Origin of the sequence: Streptococcus sp. 27098_8_69 (genome assembly GCF_041432445.1) — a bacterium.
Classification (GTDB): domain Bacteria; phylum Bacillota; class Bacilli; order Lactobacillales; family Streptococcaceae; genus Streptococcus.
In genome coordinates this window covers 29,437-49,107 of record NZ_JAPVZO010000005.1, presented here as the reverse complement: position 1 = coordinate 49,107, position 19,671 = coordinate 29,437, and the positions used below count along the sequence as shown (strand labels likewise).

Here is a 19,671-nt window from a genome sequence, read left to right as displayed (position 1 = left end):
TCTTCTATTATACCATATTTCAGAAACATCTAGAGAAATCAAAAAAATGACTGCCCACTTTCGTGTTCAGTCATTTGAATCTCTTTGTGATTATTTTTCTAATGGTTTACGAAGGTAACCATAAACTACACCACTAACAAGTGCTCCAATCAAGACAAAGACAAGGTAAAGAAGGGCATTTGTTGTAAGGGCGATAACGAAGATTCCTCCGTGAGGTGCCATGAGTTTGATACCTGCAAGACCAACAAGTCCACCTGCCACTGCTGAACCAAGGATAAAGCTTGGGATAGCACGAGCTGGGTCAGCCGCACCAAATGGAATCGCTCCTTCAGTGATGAATGACAAGCCCATAACGATGTTCGTCAAACCAGAGTTGCGTTCTTCTTTAGTAAATTTATCTTTGAAAAGAAGTGTTGCAACGAAGATCGCAAGTGGTGGAACCATTCCTCCAGCCATAACTGCTGCCATAGCTACTGAACCACCTGTTGACACTGTTGCTGCAAGAGTACCCGTACCAAAGACATAGGCTGCTTTATTGACAGGTCCACCCATATCGACAGCCATCATTCCTCCAAGAACGATACCAAGAAGGACAGCTGAACCGCCTCCAAGACCTGAAAGGAAGTCGTTCATTGCAGTGTTGATTGCTGCCATTGGGATGTTAACAGCAAGCATAACAAATCCTGTCAAGACTGTTCCAAGAAGTGGCAAGAGAAGGATTGATTTAGCACCTTCAAGTGAACGTGGAACCTTCACGTATTTCTTAACCAAAAGTACCAAGGCACCAGCGATAAATCCACCAACAAGAGCTCCTAGGAAACCTGATGATACACCTGCAAGAGCTGAAGTTGCTTCACCACCTTGAGCATAAGGGATTTTACCAAAGGCAAAACCTTCTTTGGCAATAGCTCCAGCTACGAAACCTGCTACCAAACCTGGTTTTTCAGCGATTGAGTAAGCAACATATCCTGCAAATACTGGAAGCATCAAACCAAAGGCTGATCCACCGATTTTCATGAACATAGAAGCGAGTTCATGGTAAGAACCAAGATTTCCAAGGCTCTCATTTGGAACCCCCAAAGCACCATCAATCAAGAAGGCGAGGGCAATCATGATACCACCACCGATAACGAATGGCAACATTTGTGATACACCACTCATCAAGTGTTTGTAGAAGGCACCACCTAGACTTTGTTTTTCATTAGATGCTGTTGAAGCTTGCGCTCCATTAGCAGCACGATATACTTCAGCATTACCAGAAAGAGCCAAGTTGATCAACTCTTCTGTCTTACGAATACCATCTGCAACTGGACGATTGACCAATGGTTTACCATCGAAACGATCCATCTCAACTGCTTTATCTGCAGCGATGATAACAGCTTTGGCATTGCGGATATCCTCTGCTGTTAATTTGTTGCCAACACCACTTGCACCGTTGGTTTCAACCTTGATACCAACACCCATTTCAGCAGCCACTTTTTGAAGAGCTTCTTGTGCCATGTATGTGTGGGCAATTCCTGTTGTACAAGCTGTAACTGCTACGATAAAGTCACCAGATTCATTTGCAGGAGCTAGTGATGGTTTTTGAGCTTTTTCTGAAGCTTGGTCAAAGAGTTCAATGACTTGATCAGCTGATGTTACTTGACGAAGTTTGTCAGCAAATCCGTCTTTCATCAAATATTGTGACAATTCTGCCAAGGCAGCCAAGTGAGTATCATTGGCACCTTCTGGAGCCGCAATCATAAAGAAGAGGTCAGTTGGTTGTCCATCTAAACTTTCGTAGTCAACACCCTTGTTTGACTTAGCAAAGAGAACAGTCGCTTCCTTAACAGCAGCATTTTTGCTGTGTGGCATTGCGATACCATCACCCAAACCTGTAGAAGTCAAAGCTTCACGCGCTAAAATTCCTTCTTTAAAGGTTTCAAAATCTGTCACGTATCCGTGTTCAACCAAGCTATGAACCATTTCTTCGATAGCTGCTGTTTTTTCAGTTGCTTGCAAATCAAGCAACATGACATCTTTTCTCAATAAATCTTGAATTTTCATCTTTTTTCTACCTCAACTTTTTCATAAGTTTCTTTAATAAATGCTGCAGTCGCCAAGTCATCTGAGAAGGTTGTTGCTGTTCCACAAGCCACTCCCCATTTGAAGGCTTCTACTGCGTCTTTTGATTTGACAAACTCACCAGTAAATCCAGCAACCATAGAGTCACCAGCCCCAACTGAGTTTTTCACTGTTCCCTTGATCGGTTTAGCAAAGTAAGCTCCCTCTGATGTTACCAGAAGGGCACCGTCACCAGCCATAGAGATGATGACATTTTGAGCACCTTTAGCCAGCAATTCTCGAGCGTATTTTTCAATCTCATCTAAACTTTCGAGCTTGACTCCAAAGATAGCTCCAAGTTCATGATTATTTGGTTTGACCAAAAGTGGTTGATAATCCAAACTATCGATTAAGGTCTGACCTTCAAAGTCACAGACCACTTGAGCACCCGTTTGACGAGTCAAGGCAATCAAATCCTTATAGATGACATTGCCTAAGTTTTTAGCACTCGAACCCGCAAATACTACTGTATCTTCTGCTGTCAGACTTGAAAGAATATCTTTTAGCTCTTCCAATTGCTCAGGTTCAACTGTAGGACCTGTCCCATTGATTTCGGTTTCTTGATCTGCTTTAATCTTAACGTTGATACGCGTATCTTCTGCCACTTGGACAAATCGTGTTTCAATTTGCTCTTCAGCTAAAGTATCTGTGATAAATTTACCAGTAAAACCTCCGATAAATCCAGTCGCTGTATTTGAAATATCCAAGCGTTTCAAGACACGGCTAACATTGATTCCCTTACCACCAGCAAACTTATCATCACTATCCATACGATTAACACTACCAACTTCCACTTTATCCAGACGGACAATGTAGTCAATAGATGGATTTAGCGTGACTGTATAAATCATACTTCGATAACCTCCGTTTTTTCTTTGATAGCTGGCAAGAGTTCGTGACCCTTGCTTGTAATGACAATAGCTCGTTTTATAGGGGCGACCTTAGCGAAACAAGACTGACCAATCTTGGATGAATCCGCCAAAATATAGGTTTGTTTGGCATTTTCTAAAATAGCTCGCTTAACCGCTCCCTCCTCCATATCTGGAGTTGTATAATAACCGTCGTCTACTCCGTTCATTCCGATAAAGGCACGATCAAAGTGTAGTTGGTTAATCTGGTTGAGAGCCACTCCTCCGATACTGGCATCAGTTGTCATCTTGACTCCACCACCGATAATCACAGTTGGAATTTGCTTATCCACTAATTGTACCGCATGGTGAATGGAGTTGGTTACAACAGTAATGTCTTTTCGCTCCAATTCCTTAATGAGAAAGGCTGTTGTACTTCCTGCATCCACAAAGATAACATCTTTTTCTTTGATGAGGGAAGCTGCTTTCTGCGCAATCAATTTTTTCTCTTGAAGGTTTTTGACAGATTTTTCTTGAATGGTTTCTTCTTCTTGCAAGGAGTGAGGCAACTCTGCTCCTCCATGAACTCGGCGAAGTTTATTTTCCGATTCCAATTCATCTAAATCTCGTCTAACCGTTGATTCTGACGTGTCTAACAAACCTACTAATTTCTCTAGAGAAACGACTTTATGTTTGCCCAGCTCCTCTAAAATCAATTTTTTTCTCTCGGTTTTTAGCACTTACTCACCTCCTGTTAACGATTACAATAATCATTCTACCACAAAAAAAATCAAAGTCAAGCACTTTTTGTCACTTTCTTTCATTTTCTATCATTTTGCCAATTGTTTGAATTTTATTTGCAAGATAATTCCCTTTATGATAAACTATTTTAGTAAGTATTGGAAGATTACTCAAGAGGCTTAAGAGGCCGTGTTGGAAACGCGGTAGGCGTGTGAAAGCGTGCGTGGGTTCGAATCCCATGTCTTCCGTTGCTATAGTGTGGCTGCATCTTCATGCAGCTTTTTATAATGGATTTTCGTCTATCAATGATTTGAATTGCAAAAAATCACCCAAGAGTTAACTCTCGGGTGATTTTTTCTACTTCATGTTAAAAGATCTTAAAAAATATCAAACAGCAATTTCACATTGAGGATGGTCAAGATAATGGAAACGATATAACCAAGGATAGTATTCCATTTGGCATTGGTAAATTCTCCCATCAGTGATTTTTTTGAAGTGAGATAAATCAAGGGGAAGATTGAAAATGGAAGAGCGATTGAGAGAAAGACCTGTGAATAAACCAATAACTGATCCAAAGTTTTTTCCTGATGACCAAACAGAACCGCTACTATCATGACAGGGAGCAAGGCAAAGAGACGAGTCGCCAAACGAATGAACCACTGAGGCAATCGCAAATGTAAGAAACCTTCCATAACGATTTGTCCAGTCAAGGTACCCGTAATTGTCGAATTTTGACCACTGGCTAATAAAGCCAAGGCAAACAAGGTTGATAAGGTCGAGCTAGCTATAGCTCCTGCAATAGTAGAATCCTGCAAGGCATTATACATTTGAGAGAAGGCAGAAATCTCAGATGCATGGCCGAAAAAGAGAGCCGCCCCGAGAATTAATAGAAGGGAGTTAACCACAAAGGCCAAGGATAATTGGAGATTTGAATCCCAGGTCATAAAGCGCACGGCTTTTCGAACATCATTCTTGTCCTTGTGATTGATTTTCCGAGTTTGAGACAAGGAAGAATGCAAATAGAGGTTATGGGGCATAACCGTTGCTCCCACGATCCCTAGTGCCAAGGTTAATTGACTTTCATGCCCTGGCAAGGGACTTTCAAATAAGGTTGCATTCGGTAGATAACCCTCAACGATTCCTTGGAAGCTTGGATGTGACAAAGCTACCAGATAGGTAAAAATTGCTAGAATGGTTAAAATCAGTGTTGTCACAATAGCTTCAATCTTCTTAAAGCCAAATTTCATCAGAAGCAATAAGAGAAAAACATCCAACACGGTCAAGAGAATTGCTATCATAATCGGAATCTTAAAGAGAAGATTGAGAGCAATCGCTGAACCTAGAACTTCTGCCAGATCTGTCGCCATCAAGGCTAATTCTAAAATCACCCATAGACTATAACGAAGCCATTTAGGTGAATGATGAGCCGTTGCTTGAGCCAGGTCCATCTGGGTTACAATCCCAAGCTTTCCTGCCATCTGCTGAAGTTGCATGGCAATGAGAGATGAAATCAAGATAACAAACAAGAGACTATACTTATAGGAAGCACCACCGACTACACTGGTAATCCAGTTTCCTGGATCCATATAACCAACTGCGACAAGAGCACCCGGACCTAAAAAGGCCTTTAAATTTTGCCAGAAATGATTGTTATTTGGAGTATCGATAGATTGATTAATCTCAGAGAGTGACACTTTTTTATGAGAAGACATAGATACTTACCTCTTTCTAAACCTACTTTTTCATTATTTTCTATTAGAGAAAAATAAGATTGACTTTAAACTATTAAAACAATGAAAACTATATGAAAAACATTTAGTTTTTTCATTATTTTTCTTAAGGCACCTTAATATTTTTTCTTAAGGCACCTTAATATTTTTCTTAAGGCACCTTAATTATAACACAAAAAATGAAAACTATATGAAAAACATTTAGTTTTTTCATTATTTTTCTTAAGGCACCTTAATTATAAAAAATATGATAAAAACTTAAGAAAATTCAACAAAATTTTAGGGAAAGTCAGAATAAGTCTACTCATTAACGATAATGATAAATCTATTGATAAACTTTGACATTTAATGGTGAACTGTAACTATTATTTCTAACTCGATTTCTCTATAAAAGAGGAAAAACCAGCGTCTTTTGACGCTGGATAAAAGCTACTTAGATCATTTAACAAGAAACTAAATGGCTTCTGTAACGAAGCTACGGCTTTCAAGTACCTTAAGCATAGCATCCGCTGTATCCAAAGCTGTAAAGAGAGGAACTCCGTGTTCAATAGCTGAACGGCGGATTTGTTCACCATCTTCATCAGCAGTTCGCTTAGTACCAACTGTGTTGATGATAGCTTGGATTTTCCCTTTACGAACATAGCTTGGGATATCATGTTCATCATCACCAATCTTACCAACGAGTTGAGCCTTCAAGCCATGACTTTCAAAGAAAGCTGCTGTTCCTTGAGTCGCAAGGATACCATAACCAATATTTTGGAAACGACGAGCCAAATCCAAAGCTTCTTCCTTGGCATCATCAGCGATAGTAAAGACAACATTTCCAAAGGTTGGCAAGTGAAGATAAGAAGCTTCAAAGGCCTTGTAGAGAGCTTTTTCAAGAGTCGTATCAGAACCCATAACCTCCCCTGTTGACTTCATTTCAGGACCAAGCAAGCTATCTACTTTCGCTAGCTTGGTAAATGAGAAGACTGGTGCTTTAATATGAACACGACTACTTTCTGGGTAAAGTCCATCTTGGTAACCAAGTTCTTCAAGACTTTGACCAAGAATTAACTTAGTTGCAACCTGAGCCATCGGGATATTGGTTACTTTTGATAGGAATGGAACAGTACGGCTGGCACGTGGATTGACCTCAATAACGTAGACTTTCTCATCCTTGATGACAAACTGAATGTTCATCATACCAAGACAGTTAAGGCCGATTGCTAGGCGTTTTGTGTAGTCTGCAATCGTTTCTTGCACTTTTTGAGACAAGGTTTGTGGAGGGTAAACAGCCATGGAGTCACCTGAGTGGACACCGGCACGTTCGATATGTTCCATGATACCTGGGATGAGGACATTTTGTCCATCTGAGATAGCATCTACTTCACACTCTTGACCGACGATATAAGAGTCTACAAGAACTGGATGATCTGGACTTGCCTTAACGGCTGTGCGCATGTAAGAACGGAGATCTTCTTCGTTTTCTACAATTTCCATAGCACGTCCACCCAAGACATAAGAGGGACGAACAAGGACTGGGAAACCAATCTTGCGGGCTGCAAGTACTGCTTCTTCTTCGTTTGTAGCAGTCTGTCCAGGCGGTTGTGGGATATCCAAATCTTTTAGGGCTTGTTCGAAGAGGTCACGGTCTTCGGCACGGTCTAGGTCAGCAACCTGCGTACCAAGGATAGTCACACCTGCTTTTGCTAATGGCTCAGCAAGGTTGATAGCTGTTTGACCACCAAACTGAACGATAACACCTTTTGGTTTCTCCAAATCGATGACATTCATGACATCTTCGAATGTCAATGGCTCAAAGTAAAGCTTGTCTGATACAGAGAAGTCTGTTGAAACGGTCTCTGGGTTTGAGTTCATAATGATAGCTTCATAGCCAGCTGCCTGAATAGCCTTAACCGAGTGAACAGTTGCGTAGTCAAACTCAACCCCTTGACCTATACGGATTGGACCTGAACCTAGGACCAGTACAGATTCCTTTTCAGACTTGATCGATTCATTTTCCCAACCATAGGTTGAATAGAAGTAAGGAGTTTCTGATTCAAATTCTGCCGCACAAGTATCAACCATCTTGTAAACTGGAACAATCTTGTTTTCTAAACGAAGTTGACGAACTTGATCAGCTGTAGTATTCCAGAGTTCAGCAATCTTACGGTCTGAAAAACCATTCAATTTTGCAGTTTTCAAAACTTCAAGATCTTGTGGATGTGAGCCTAATTCTTGCTCAATTTCAAAGATATGCAATAGTTTATCCAGATAAAAGATATCGATTTTTGTCAGCTCAGCAATTTCTTCTGGTGTGTAACCACGGCGAATGGCTTCTGATACATAGAAGAGACGGTCATCCTGTGCTTTGACAACTTTTTCAATCAAGGCATCATCTGAAACATCTGCAAGTTCAGGCATTTCATTGTGATGCACCCCAATTTCAAGTGAACGACAAGCTTTAAGAAGTGACTCTTCGATGTTACGACCGATAGCCATAACTTCTCCAGTCGCCTTCATCTGAGTACCAAGACGGCGCTCACCCTTTTCAAACTTGTCAAATGGGAAGCGTGGAATCTTGGCAACAACGTAGTCAAGGGCTGGTTCAAACATGGCATAAGTTGAACCTGTTACTGGGTTAATGACCTCATCCAAGGTCAAACCGACTGCAATCTTAGCAGCCAATTTAGCGATTGGGTAACCTGTCGCCTTAGAAGCCAGAGCTGACGAACGAGATACACGAGGATTTACTTCGATGACATAGTACTTGAAGCTGTGAGGATCGAGAGCCAACTGAACGTTACATCCACCTTCAATCTTGAGAGCGCGGATAATGCTCAAGCTGGCGTCACGAAGCATTTGGTTTTCATAGTCGGACATAGTTTGCGCTGGGGCAAATACGATGGAATCCCCTGTATGAATCCCGACTGGGTCAAAGTTTTCCATGTTACATACAACAAGAGCATTGTCAGCTGAGTCACGCATCACTTCGTACTCGATTTCCTTGAAACCGGCAATGGAACGCTCAATCAAACATTGGGTAACAGGTGACAACTTCAACCCATTTTCAGCGATCTCGCGCAATTCTTCCTCGTTGGCACACATACCACCACCAGTACCTCCAAGTGTGAAGGCTGGACGGACGATCACTGGGTAACCAATTGTCGTTGCAAAGGCAACGGCTTCTTCCACTGTGTTAACAATTTCTGATTCTGGAATTGGTTGGTTGAGCTCTTCCATCAATTGTTTAAAGAGGTCACGGTCCTCCGCTTGATCAATGGCAGATAGTTTAGTACCCAGAAGTTCTACTCCCAATTCATCAAGAATGCCATTTTTAGACAATTCCATGGCCATGTTAAGCCCTGTTTGCCCACCAAGAGTTGGAAGCAAGGCATCTGGACGTTCTTTACGGAGAATACGCGTTACAAACTCAAGTGTGATTGGCTCAATGTAAACCTTGTCTGCAATTTCCTTATCAGTCATGATAGTTGCAGGGTTTGAGTTCACCAAGACAACCTCATAACCTTCCTCTTTCAAAGACAAGCAAGCCTGAGTCCCAGCATAGTCAAACTCAGCAGCCTGACCAATAATAATCGGACCAGAACCAATCACCATAATTTTTTGAATATCAGTACGTTTAGGCATTTATAAGATATTAAGGGCGTCAAGCGGACAAAGCTAAAATAGGAGTTACGACGAAGAACTGTCAGTTCTAGGAATAACTACCTTTTTAGCAACGTCCGTAACCCGTATTCAGTTCAGCAAATACGGCTCACCCTTCTCCTTTCTATTCGGCAACTCTCTGGTTGCCATTAAATAAATTCTCCGACGATTTTTTAGAGGAACGATATTTTTCGATAAAAAATCTAGTGCAGGGAGTTTTTAGTTCGCCATATAGCGACTAAAAGAAACGGCCTGCCTTTCTATTTGTCGCCTTACAGGGCAACATTAAATAAGATACAAAGGACGAATAGAAAGCGATTGAATTTCAGGAAAATAAGGAAGGATTAACAATCCGAGTTGGTTTCTCTAAATTCTGGGCTTTCCGTCCGTGTTCAGTTACATAAATTCTCCGACGATTTTTTAGCGAAACGATGCTTTACTATAAAAAATCTCATACGGGAAGTTGTTAGTTTTAACGATTGCTTGCTTTAAAAGCTTCCATCATTTCGATAAACTCGTCAAAAAGGTAGCTTGCATCATGTGGGCCAGGTGCAGCGTCTGGGTGGAATTGTACGGAGAAGGCAGGTTGATATCTATGTCTTACTCCTTCTACGGATTTATCATTGATTTCCTCATGAGTAATCATCAGATGCTCTGGAAAATCTTCTCTGCTCACTGCATAACCGTGGTTTTGACTAGTAAAGTCCACGCGCCCTGTTGCAATTTCGCGTACAGCGTGGTTAAATCCACGGTGACCAAACTTCATCTTATAGGTCTTGGCACCATTTGCCATTGCAAAGAGCTGGTGCCCCATACAAATACCAAAGATTGGAATTTTCCCGAGAATACCACGAATCATTTCGAGTGCTTCTGGTACATCTTCTGGATTTCCCGGTCCATTTGACAACATAACTCCGTCTGGATTTAGGTGGAGAATTTCCTCTGCTGTTGTAGTATAAGGAACCACCGTTACATTACAATCTCTCTTAGACAACTCTCTTAAGATTGAATGCTTGAGACCAAAGTCTACAAGTACCACGCTTAAACCTACTCCTGGAGCTGGGTAAGCAGTTTTTGTAGAAACCTGTTTGATATTATCTATTGGTAAAACAGTTGCTTGAAGCTGATCTGTGATGTGATCGATACTATCTCCCACATGTGTCAGAGTCGCTCTCATAGTTCCATGTTTGCGAATGATTTTTGTCAAAGCACGTGTATCAATACCTGAAATACCAGGGATTTTCTTAGATTTCAAAAATTCATCCAGCGTCATCTGGTTGCGCCAGTTGCTGGCTCTACGAGCTTCTTCAAATACCACTACACCTTTACAGGTTGGACTGATAGACTCGTAGTCATCACGGTTAATTCCATAATTTCCAACCAAGGGATAGGTAAAAGTTAGAATTTGCCCATTATAAGACTGATCCGTAATGGATTCTTGATAACCGGTCATCCCAGTATTAAAGACGATTTCACCAGTTACATCAATATCAGCCCCAAAGGCTTTTCCTTCAAAAATTGTTCCATCTTCTAAAACTAGAAGTCGTTTAGTCATAAATTCACCTCTCGTGGATGCTCTCAGGCATCTTTTAACGTTTTGTGTCTTATTTTGCGTTTCTGTAAGTCAATACAGATTCTAAAATTGCCATTCTGACAAAGACACCATTGGTCATTTGTTGAACAATACGTGATTTTGGTGCTTCGACCAAGTGATCAGCAATTTCAACATCGCGATTTACAGGAGCAGGATGCATCAGAATAGCTTTATCTTTCAAGCGTTCGTAACGTTCCTGAGTCAAACCATGCTGAGCATGATAGCCCTCTTTTGAAAAGACTGTTCCACTTTCATGACGCTCATGCTGAACACGGAGAAACATCATCACATCAACTTGGTCAATGATTTCATCAATGCTTACAAACTGTCCATAGTCTGCAAACTCTTGACTTCTCCATTCCTCAGGTCCAGCAAAGTAGAGTTCTGCTCCTAAGCGTTTTAAGATTTGCATATTGGATTTAGCCACACGCGAATGGTCAAGGTCACCAGCAATGGCTACCTTGAGTCCTTCGAAGTGTCCAAATTCTTCATAAATCGTCATTAAATCAAGCAAGCTTTGGCTTGGGTGTTGACCCGAACCATCCCCACCATTGATAATCGAAGTCGTAATCGTCGGACTATCGATCAACTCTCTGTAGTAATCCACCTCTGGGTGTCGGATGACACAGGCATCTACTCCCAAGGCTGACAAGGTTAAAATTGTATCGTAGAGTGTTTCACCCTTGTTGACTGAACTTGTTTTCACATCGAAGTCCAGTAGCTGAAGGCCCAGTTTAATCTCTGCTACTTCAAAAGATTTGTGGGTACGAGTCGAACTCTCAAAGAAGAGATTAGAGACGATGTGTTGGTCTTCATAAGAAGCCTTTGCTCCATTTTTAAATTCGATCCCGCGTTTAATCAATTTCATGACTTGTTCTACAGTAAGGTCTTCCATTGAGACTACATGTTGAATGGCTTGTTGATTTTCTGACATGGCTAACTCCTTTGGCTATCTAAGCTTCTTCGGTAATAAGAACACGATCTTGTCCATCTAGTTCAGTCATCTCTACGATGATTTCTTCTGAACGACTGGTTGGGATGTTTTTCCCTACATAGTCTGGACGAATCGGTAATTCTCTATGCCCGCGGTCAACTAGAACAGCTAAACTCACACGAGAAGGACGACCATGGCTTACGATGTTGTCAATAGCTGCTCGGATGGTCCGACCTGTGTAAAGCACATCGTCCACCAAGATGACCTCACGTTCTGTCACATCAACAGAGATTATAGAAGTATCTTCACCGCTTTTGACATCGTCACGGAATGGTTTGGTGTCTAACTCAACGACTGGCACTGAGATAGATTCCAACTGTTCCAATCGCTCTTGGATACGGTGGGCAATAAAGACACCGCGTGTTTTTATCCCAGCCAGTACAATCTTGTTCAAATCTTTATTTCGCTCGATAATCTCATAGGTAATTCGAGTAATCGCTCGCTTGACGGTCAATTCGTCTACAACTTCTTTTGTCTTCATGACAAACCTCCAAAAAGAAAAGTCTCCTTAAACAAGGAGACTTCAGAATATATAGTTAAGCCAGCCCTACCAAAACAGCAGAGACTCCACCCTTCTACTTGATTCAGCTCCTTGCCTGCCTCACGGGACAGGATTAAAGGAATATTTGATTGGTACTACTATAACACAAACCAGGAATCGATGCAAGAAAAAACACAAGAAATCAATTTTATAACGAACTAAAATCGTACAACTGTGGATAGTGATCGCATTCTGGATTTTTCGGATGACAGATAGCACGACCAAAGTAAATCATAGCCTGATGGGCTGCAAGCCATTCTTCTGGTGGCAAAACATCCATGACACGTTTTTCGACCTCAAGGGGTGTAGCTGATTTTTTAACAATATCGTGGTGTTTACAGATTCGCTCTACGTGAGTATCAACTGCAAAGGCCGGAATACCGAAGCCTACGCTCAAAACTACGTTGGCTGTTTTACGACCAACTCCTGCCAAACTCTCTAATTCTTCCCTAGTCTGAGGGACATGACCGTCAAAATCATCCAGGAGTTGTTGGGAACATTTTTTGAGGAATTTAGCCTTATTGCGATAAAGGCCTAGGCGAGAAATATACGAGGCAATCTCACTCTCACTTGCATCTGCCATGGTTTGTGGGGTTGGAAAAGCTGCAAAAAGGCCAGGTGTAGCCTTGTTGACTGCCGCATCTGTCGTCTGAGCAGACAGCATAACAGCAACCAGAAGTTCAAAATGATTGCGAAAATCTAGACTTGGTTTCGCATCTGGAAAAAGAGCAATGATTTCCTCAATGACATGACGGGCACGTTTCTTGGATAAAACCATCTATTCGTCTCCGTCAAACAGTCCTTGCAAACCTGCAAAAGGACTATTTTCTTCTTTCTTGACTGCTTGTTGGGCTTGATACTCTTCCTCAGACATGATTTGCCAGTCATTTCCAGATACAAATCCCTGACCTGCTTCTTCCTCAGCTGTTAAGACCTTGATTGGAATATTGAGCAAGATATTATCTGAAACACTTTCAGCCAGGTCGATTTCTCCATTTTCAATAGGCAAGACCAAGTCATCATCTAGAACTTCTTGGTCCAGTTGATTGGTTGCACCTTCCATAAAGACTTCTGTCACTGGATAAGACTCTTTCAATTCTACCGGTTCCATGCTACGGCTAGAGGCTAAGACGATTGTATAAGACAACTGATAATCTAGGAAAAACATAAGATCTTCATACTGGACTTTCCCTATAGCAACAATATCTTTTACATCTATAATTTCTTGATTACGGGAACGCAAGTCAACTGCTAAGTCTAAAGTTTGCTCAAAGTGCAAACCTTCAGGCTGCTTACGAATTTCTTGAATATTTAATTTCATACTTCCTCCATAAAGATTTACTCACTTGATTATACCATGAAAATGCTAGAAGTAAGCCTTCCAAACTTTGAATTTAAAAGTCAGAGTTTTCCATTCCGAATGTCGGTGTTCTTCTATAATAGAAACAAAATTGGTAGATAGAAAATTTAAAAATGATTCGGAGAACTAGTAGGAATATGAACTTCCTAACTCTACTTTTAGCTATAAATAATTGAATTCCGATATTCAAAAGACTATAAAAAAGACAGGAATGATAAAGTAGAAAGGAGTATACTGTAACCAGCTCGGCAGTAAGGATAACAGTCACCCTTATACAGTGTGTCTTATACCCCCTAGTTCCCTATCTAGCGAAAGGATTGTGTGGCATGAATAATAGTTTGGTCGATGGCACCACTTTCCTTATTTTCCTAATACTCCTTACCATTTCATTTTGATTCAGCATCTGGAAATAAAAAAACTGATTGCTGATTGACAATCGAAATTCAAATCCTTAAAAATCTATTGCTTCTAAGGGTTTAGTTCTGTTATTGATAGAGCTAAATCCTTTTTGTTTTATATTATTGATTTTTTGATATATTTATTATTACAATTTTTCTTTTTGTGCTATACTATAGACATCAATACATGAGCAAAGGAGGACGCTCATATGGAAGACAAAGAACTAATCTTAGAAGCTTATCAACTCATTTCCGAGTTAAACAAAGCTTACCAAACTTGCAAACAAGGATTGCCTGATGATCTGCGCTTGCAGCAAAATATCGACGAGCTACTCAATCAACTTAAAAAGACAGAGAAACTAGATAACTCTATCTTAATTGATCTGGAGAAATTTTACCAACATACTAGTCTCTTGATTGGACTTGGCACCCTTAAACTCAATGAAGAAGCTCGCACAGCTTGGCGAAACTATGACAAATTCCACTACGATCAAGTCAAACACGTTTTGACACTTTATGGACCTGTTTTTGGTTTTTAAAAATAGTGGTTTTTCTAGCTAAACCTTGACAAATATTCTCAAAAAGAGTATGATGATTCCAACAATACTCGGAGGTAAGGGAGACATGAACAACTAAGTCTATCAAATAAAGAACCTTTATTTAGTAGATCTTGTTTCTGTCTCTTTTTGTGCGCTCTTTTTTCTGCTGCTTTTTCAGCCCTTTTAAAAGAGGATTTTTTGACATAGACGATTGGCTCTACTAGGTAAAGTAGAGCTTTTTGTTATGCAATGTGGACATTCTAGAAAGGGCAATAATATGATAAAAATCAATCATCTGACCATCACACAAAACAAAGATTTACGAGACCTTATTTCCAATTTAAACATTACCATACAAGACGGAGAAAAGGTCGCTATTATTGGAGAAGAAGGTAATGGAAAATCAACCTTACTTCGAACTTTAATGGGAGAAAGATTAGCAGATTTCACTATCAGGGGAGAAATCCAATCTGACCTTCAGTCCCTGGCCTACATTCCCCAACATCTCCCTGAAGAACTGAAGAAAAAATCTTTACAGGACTACTTCTTTTTAGAGTCTGCTGATTTGGACTTCAGTATTCTCTATCGCTTGGCTGAGGAATTACATTTTGACAGCAGTCGTTTTACTAGTGACCAAGAGATTGGTAGCCTCTCAGGAGGCGAAGCTTTGAAAATTCAGCTCATCCATGAGTTAGCAAAACCTTTTGAGATTCTATTTTTAGATGAACCTTCAAATGACCTAGACCTTGAGACGGTTGATTGGCTAAAAGGTCAGATTCAAAAGACCAGGCAAACTGTTATTTTCATTTCCCATGATGAAGACTTCCTCTCTCAAACGGCAGACACTATTGTCCACTTGCGACTGGTCAAGCACCGAAAGGAAGCTGAAACCCTAGTCGAGCATTTAGACTATGATTGCTATAGCGAGCAGAGAAAGGCTGATTTTGCCAGAAAAAGTCAGCAAGCTGCCAACGACCAACGTTCCTATGAAAAAACCATGGAAAAGCATCGCAGAGTCAAGCAAAAAGTAGAAACTGCCTTGCGAAACACTAAAAATGATGTTGCCGGGCGCCTACTGGCTAAAAAGATGAAAAATGTTCTCTCTCAAGAAAAACGCTTTGAAAAGGAAGCTCAGTCCATGACCCAAAAGCCACTTGAAGAGGAACAAATCCAACTTTTCTTTTCAGACATCCAACCATTACCGTCTTCTAAAGTCTTAGTCCAACTGGAAAAGGAAAATTTATCCATTGGTGAGCGTGTTTTGGCTCAGGAGTTACAACTAACTGTCCGTGGCCAAGATAAAATCGGTATCATCGGGCCAAATGGCATTGGCAAATCCACTCTTTTAGCCAAGCTACAGCAACTTCTTAATAATAAGAGAGAAATCTCGCTTGGATTTATGCCACAAGATTACCAAGAAACATTGAATTTGGATCTATCTCCAGTAGAATTTCTCAGCCAAACTGGACATAAAGAAGAATTACAGAAAATTCAATCTCACTTAGCCAGTCTCAACTTCAGCTATCCAGAGATGCACCACAAGATTCACTCTTTATCTGGTGGCCAACAAGGTAAACTCCTTCTCTTGAATTTAGTGCTGCGAAAACCAAACTTTCTCCTTCTGGATGAACCCACACGAAACTTTTCTCCAACTTCTCAACCCGAAATCAGAAAACTCTTTGCCAATTATCCCGGTGGTCTGGTTACTGTTTCGCATGATCGACGTTTCTTAAAAGAAGTCTGTAGGAGTATCTATCGTTTGACAAAAAATGGTTTAGAAATAGTTGATTTACAAGATTTATAAATGTAGCAAATCTCAAAAGAGGCTGGGACAAAAGTCCTGGCCTCTCAATTGTCTTTGGATTGTCGAGCAAGACGCAGTGGTTGAGTGGGCTCTACTACGCTGATTTCATCAGCTTTTACAGCCCTACTCAACTGTGCGGAGGGGGGACGACGAAATCGAATTCTAACGAATTACCGATTTCTGTCCCACTCTCTCTTTCTACATATGTTGCAAACGTTCAATTCGTTCTGATATTAAGGGTTTAGTATAGAAGAGTTTTTGAGGAGCCTTGCTATAGAAGGTTCTGTTACATACTCTACAAGACACCTCATGGCTAGCTATTGTTACAGTTCTATAGGGAAAAAATTTTACCTATATTTATAAACTAAGGTATTCTAATTTGGCCTTATCTAAAATACATAAAGCAAAATGCAACTAGATTATTGAGGGCATGTAAGAGAATGGAATTCCAAAGATTGTCGGAAGTCTTATACCTTATACCAAATGCAAATCCCATACCAAAATAGGTGATAAAACTAGGAATTGTATAGGGGCCATGTAGATAAGCAAAGAGAACCGATGTGGCAACCAAGCCAATATATGTATTCTTAAATACTGTCCCTTGTAACATTCCTCGCATAAAAATTTCTTCCGTGACTGGTGCTAAAATACAGAGATCTAGAAAGAGCACAGGCAATGAAAGTGATAAACTTTGAATTGATTGAGTAGTGTCTGATTGGGTAGGTCCTAAAAAATTGACCAACATATAAAATAAGACAAGCAAGGCGTAGGAGAGAAACCACTTCAACATATCTTTTAGGCAGAGTTTTCGAATGTGAAACAGGTCATACTTTCTTCCTACATAAAAAAATATTGCAAGCTCAACAAGTGTAAAAATGATTGATAGGGCTAATGAATTTGTCCACATGACTTTATCAGCTATACTCAAGTGTATTGGTATGAAAATCAAAATCAAGAAAAAGGTCATCCAACGCTTATACATGATTCACCTCACTAGTATTTAATTACATATATTATACTACTTTTTTGTGAGAGGACAAGTCACAAGTGAGGTGATTGATGCAAAAATCCAGAGGAAAATCTCTGGATGTTTTTACATATGTTTCAAACGCTCAATACGTTCTGAGATTGGCGGATGGGTATAGAAGAGTTTTTGCAAGCCACCTCGTTTTTGAGGATCGTTGATGTAAAGTGCACTGCTAGCATCATCCACATGACGACTCATAGGCTGACTATGGTCCAGCTTACGAAGGGCATTGATCATCCCTTGAGGATTACGAGTCAACTCTACACTTGAAGCATCTGCTAAAAATTCTCGTTGACGAGAGATGGCTAGTTGTACCAAGGTTGCTGCTAGGGGAGCCAAAACAATTGCAAGGAGAGAAACAACTAGCATAATAATTTCAAGTCCACCACTATCTCGATCATCACTTCTACGACCACGGCCTGCACCTCCCCACCACATCATGCGTCCAGCCATACTTGATAAAAGTGTAATAGCACTTGCAAGGGCAACCGCAATCGTAGAAATCCGAATATCATAGTTACGAATGTGACTGACTTCATGGCCTATAACCGCCTCTAACTCTTCACGATTCATAATCGCAAGGAGTCCTGACGTTGCTGCTACCGCTGCATTTTGGGGATTTGAACCTGTTGCAAAGGCATTCAAGCTGGCATCATCGATAATGAAGACACGTGGCATGGGGATTTGCGCCACCATAGCCATATCTTCCACAACATGATAGAGGGTTGGTGCAGTCTGCTCATTCACCTCACGCGCACCATTCATACTCATGACTATCTCTGTTGATTGAAAAATCATGGACAAGGCATAGATAAAGCCGATAATCAAAGCGATAACTAAGCCACCAAGACCAGACCGCATAAAGAGGTAACCAACTGCATATCCAACCAAAGCCAAAAGTAAAAAGAATACTAGTAGTAAAATCCAAGTTCTTCGCTTATTACTAGCGATTTGATCATACAACATCCTAGTCACCTAAACCACTAAAATCGACTTTAGGTACTGCCTTTTCTTCTTCAGGAGTCTGAAGGAAATCAGCCACTTTAAAACCAAAGAGTCCAGCAACTAGGTTACTTGGGAAAGTTTCCAATTTGACATTATAATTGCTAACAACACTATTATAAAGTTGGCGAGAGTATGAGATTTTATTTTCAGTATTGGTCAGCTCTTCTTGCAATTGTGCAAAGTTGCCACTCGCTTTTAGGTCTGGATAATTTTCTGCAACGGCAAAAATTCCTGACACCTGGCGTGAAAGGGCATCACTAGCTCTCATAGCTTCTGCCGGTGATGTTGCAGCGGCTACTTGATTGCGAAGCTCTGCAACTCTTTCAAGTGTTGAACCTTCATACTTTGCATATCCCTTTACAGTCTCAATCAAGTTTGGCAAGAGATCGTTACGACGTTTCAACTGAACATCAATCTGACTCCATGCCTCTTTAGTTTGCATGCGATTTTTAACCAATCCATTATAGGTAAGAATCACAAAGATACCAATAAGAGCAAGAACTCCAAGAATAATCCAATTCATCTGATATCTCCTTTCTGTTTTTAGATTAGTACCAGTATATCAAATTTCTATCTTTTTGTGGTAAAATAAGATGATACTAAAGAAGGAAACTACTATGAAACCAGAAACATTTTATAACTTGCTAGCTGAACACAAGATTATTCTTTCTGACCAGCAAAAAGTTCAATTTGAGAGTTATTTTGAACTCTTAGTCGAGTGGAACGAAAAAATCAACCTGACTGCTATTACAGAAAAAGAAGAAGTCTATCTCAAACACTTCTATGATTCCATCGCTCCTATTTTACAGGAATTGATTGAAAACCAGCCCATTAAACTCTTAGATATCGGTGCTGGAGCAGGATTTCCTAGCCTTCCTATGAAAATCCTCTATCCTCATCTAGATGTAACCATTATTGACTCTCTCAATAAACGAATCAACTTTCTGAATCTATTAGCCAAAGAACTAGGTTTAGAAAATGTTCACTTCTATCATGGACGTGCCGAAGACTTCGCCCAAGATAAGAACTTCCGTGCTCAGTTTGATATTGTTACAGCTCGTGCTGTTGCCCGTATGCAGGTCTTGTCCGAGTTGACTATCCCCTACTTAAAAGTTGGTGGAACATTGCTTGCACTCAAGGCTAGCAATGCACCTGAGGAATTAACTGAAGCTAAAAATGCCCTCAATCTTCTCTTTAGTAAGGTTGAAGAAAACCTCAGTTACACTCTTCCTAACGGAGACCCTCGCTACATTACTATTGTCGAGAAGAAAAAAGAAACTCCAAATAAATACCCAAGAAAGGCTGGTATGCCTAACAAACGACCACTTTAAAACATTTT

16 protein-coding genes and 1 tRNA gene are annotated in these 19,671 nt (G+C 40.4%); 4 read left to right on the top strand and 13 right to left on the bottom strand.

The window, feature by feature from the left end:
• Positions 1-90 precede the first annotated feature (90 nt).
• From O3658_RS03025 to O3658_RS03015, 3 genes are read right to left on the bottom strand one after another with little or no spacing between them, the layout of a single operon-like run.
• On the bottom strand, positions 91-2,046 hold the full coding sequence (locus O3658_RS03025) for a fructose-specific PTS transporter subunit EIIC (protein ID WP_371559241.1): 1,956 nt from the start codon (positions 2,044-2,046) through the stop codon (positions 91-93).
• Positions 2,043-2,954 (bottom strand): 1-phosphofructokinase, encoded by a 912-nt coding sequence (pfkB, locus tag O3658_RS03020; protein ID WP_371559240.1) that lies wholly within the window; start codon positions 2,952-2,954, stop codon positions 2,043-2,045. Before pfkB ends, O3658_RS03025 begins: the two co-directional genes overlap by 4 nt.
• A complete protein-coding gene (locus O3658_RS03015; protein ID WP_049532557.1) occupies positions 2,951-3,691 on the bottom strand; it encodes a DeoR/GlpR family DNA-binding transcription regulator in 741 nt (246 codons plus the stop codon). Before O3658_RS03015 ends, pfkB begins: the two co-directional genes overlap by 4 nt.
• A 161-nt stretch (positions 3,692-3,852) precedes the next feature.
• On the opposite strand from O3658_RS03015, the gene O3658_RS03010 reads away from it, so the two are divergent.
• A tRNA-Ser gene (locus O3658_RS03010) sits at positions 3,853-3,940 on the top strand.
• A gap of 129 nt (positions 3,941-4,069) precedes the next feature.
• On the opposite strand, the gene O3658_RS03005 is transcribed toward O3658_RS03010, so the two are convergent.
• The 7 genes from O3658_RS03005 to O3658_RS02975 form a co-directional block, all read right to left on the bottom strand.
• Positions 4,070-5,404 carry an Nramp family divalent metal transporter gene (locus O3658_RS03005; protein WP_371559239.1) on the bottom strand — a complete coding sequence of 445 codons (1,335 nt, stop codon included), beginning with the start codon at positions 5,402-5,404 and terminating at the stop codon, positions 4,070-4,072.
• A 471-nt stretch (positions 5,405-5,875) separates the two neighbouring features.
• Entirely contained in the window at positions 5,876-9,052 is a 3,177-nt protein-coding gene (gene carB, locus O3658_RS03000) for a carbamoyl-phosphate synthase large subunit (protein WP_371559237.1), read from the bottom strand.
• 490 nt (positions 9,053-9,542) lie between these two features.
• Positions 9,543-10,625, bottom strand: coding sequence for a carbamoyl phosphate synthase small subunit (locus O3658_RS02995; RefSeq protein WP_371559236.1), 1,083 nt, complete (start codon positions 10,623-10,625; stop codon positions 9,543-9,545).
• A gap of 49 nt (positions 10,626-10,674) precedes the next feature.
• Positions 10,675-11,598, bottom strand: coding sequence for an aspartate carbamoyltransferase catalytic subunit (locus tag O3658_RS02990; protein WP_371559235.1), 924 nt, complete (start codon positions 11,596-11,598; stop codon positions 10,675-10,677).
• Between the two features lie 19 nt (positions 11,599-11,617).
• Complete coding sequence (gene pyrR, locus O3658_RS02985) at positions 11,618-12,139, bottom strand: bifunctional pyr operon transcriptional regulator/uracil phosphoribosyltransferase PyrR (RefSeq protein WP_049549150.1); 522 nt, start codon at positions 12,137-12,139, stop codon at positions 11,618-11,620.
• A 208-nt stretch (positions 12,140-12,347) separates the two neighbouring features.
• Positions 12,348-12,977, bottom strand: a complete 630-nt coding sequence (gene nth, locus O3658_RS02980) for an endonuclease III (RefSeq protein WP_248035390.1) — start codon at positions 12,975-12,977, stop codon at positions 12,348-12,350.
• Positions 12,978-13,520 carry a DUF177 domain-containing protein gene (locus O3658_RS02975; RefSeq protein WP_371559233.1) on the bottom strand — a complete coding sequence of 181 codons (543 nt, stop codon included), beginning with the start codon at positions 13,518-13,520 and terminating at the stop codon, positions 12,978-12,980. It lies immediately after the preceding gene.
• Positions 13,521-14,166: 646 nt separating this feature from the next.
• Here O3658_RS02975 and O3658_RS02970 point away from each other — a divergent pair.
• A complete protein-coding gene (locus O3658_RS02970; RefSeq protein WP_311518635.1) occupies positions 14,167-14,496 on the top strand; it encodes a helicase BlpT in 330 nt (109 codons plus the stop codon).
• Positions 14,497-14,740: 244 nt separating this feature from the next.
• Positions 14,741-16,300: an ATP-binding cassette domain-containing protein gene (locus O3658_RS02965; protein ID WP_371559232.1), complete on the top strand. Its 1,560-nt coding sequence runs from the start codon at positions 14,741-14,743 to the stop codon at positions 16,298-16,300.
• A 385-nt stretch (positions 16,301-16,685) separates the two neighbouring features.
• Here the strand turns inward: O3658_RS02965 and O3658_RS02960 are convergent, their stop codons facing one another.
• The 3 genes from O3658_RS02960 to O3658_RS02950 form a co-directional block, all read right to left on the bottom strand.
• Complete coding sequence (locus tag O3658_RS02960) at positions 16,686-17,282, bottom strand: lysostaphin resistance A-like protein (RefSeq protein WP_371559231.1); 597 nt, start codon at positions 17,280-17,282, stop codon at positions 16,686-16,688.
• 111 nt (positions 17,283-17,393) lie between these two features.
• Complete coding sequence (gene htpX / locus O3658_RS02955) at positions 17,394-18,293, bottom strand: zinc metalloprotease HtpX (RefSeq protein WP_371559229.1); 900 nt, start codon at positions 18,291-18,293, stop codon at positions 17,394-17,396.
• Between the two features lies 1 nt (position 18,294).
• Positions 18,295-18,855: a LemA family protein gene (locus O3658_RS02950; protein ID WP_371559228.1), complete on the bottom strand. Its 561-nt coding sequence runs from the start codon at positions 18,853-18,855 to the stop codon at positions 18,295-18,297.
• Positions 18,856-18,949: 94 nt separating this feature from the next.
• Between O3658_RS02950 and rsmG the strand changes: the two genes are divergently transcribed.
• Positions 18,950-19,663, top strand: a complete 714-nt coding sequence (rsmG, locus tag O3658_RS02945) for a 16S rRNA (guanine(527)-N(7))-methyltransferase RsmG (protein ID WP_371559227.1) — start codon at positions 18,950-18,952, stop codon at positions 19,661-19,663.
• Positions 19,664-19,671 lie beyond the last annotated feature (8 nt).

Bases quoted from the DNA above. Each gene is read 5' to 3' on its own strand.
- O3658_RS03025 (WP_371559241.1), bottom strand. From the start codon at position 2,046: ATGAAAATTCAAGATTTATTGAGAAAAGATGTCATGTTGCTTGATTTG.
- pfkB (WP_371559240.1), bottom strand. From the start codon at position 2,954: ATGATTTATACAGTCACGCTAAATCCATCTATTGACTACATTGTCCGT.
- O3658_RS03005 (WP_371559239.1), bottom strand. From the start codon at position 5,404: ATGTCTTCTCATAAAAAAGTGTCACTCTCTGAGATTAATCAATCTATC.
- carB (WP_371559237.1), bottom strand. From the start codon at position 9,052: ATGCCTAAACGTACTGATATTCAAAAAATTATGGTGATTGGTTCTGGT.
- O3658_RS02995 (WP_371559236.1), bottom strand. From the start codon at position 10,625: ATGACTAAACGACTTCTAGTTTTAGAAGATGGAACAATTTTTGAAGGA.
- O3658_RS02990 (WP_371559235.1), bottom strand. From the start codon at position 11,598: ATGTCAGAAAATCAACAAGCCATTCAACATGTAGTCTCAATGGAAGAC.
- pyrR (WP_049549150.1), bottom strand. From the start codon at position 12,139: ATGAAGACAAAAGAAGTTGTAGACGAATTGACCGTCAAGCGAGCGATT.
- nth (WP_248035390.1), bottom strand. From the start codon at position 12,977: ATGGTTTTATCCAAGAAACGTGCCCGTCATGTCATTGAGGAAATCATT.
- O3658_RS02975 (WP_371559233.1), bottom strand. From the start codon at position 13,520: ATGAAATTAAATATTCAAGAAATTCGTAAGCAGCCTGAAGGTTTGCAC.
- O3658_RS02970 (WP_311518635.1), top strand. From the start codon at position 14,167: ATGGAAGACAAAGAACTAATCTTAGAAGCTTATCAACTCATTTCCGAG.
- O3658_RS02965 (WP_371559232.1), top strand. From the start codon at position 14,741: ATGCAATGTGGACATTCTAGAAAGGGCAATAATATGATAAAAATCAAT.
- O3658_RS02960 (WP_371559231.1), bottom strand. From the start codon at position 17,282: ATGTATAAGCGTTGGATGACCTTTTTCTTGATTTTGATTTTCATACCA.
- htpX (WP_371559229.1), bottom strand. From the start codon at position 18,293: ATGTTGTATGATCAAATCGCTAGTAATAAGCGAAGAACTTGGATTTTA.
- O3658_RS02950 (WP_371559228.1), bottom strand. From the start codon at position 18,855: ATGAATTGGATTATTCTTGGAGTTCTTGCTCTTATTGGTATCTTTGTG.
- rsmG (WP_371559227.1), top strand. From the start codon at position 18,950: ATGAAACCAGAAACATTTTATAACTTGCTAGCTGAACACAAGATTATT.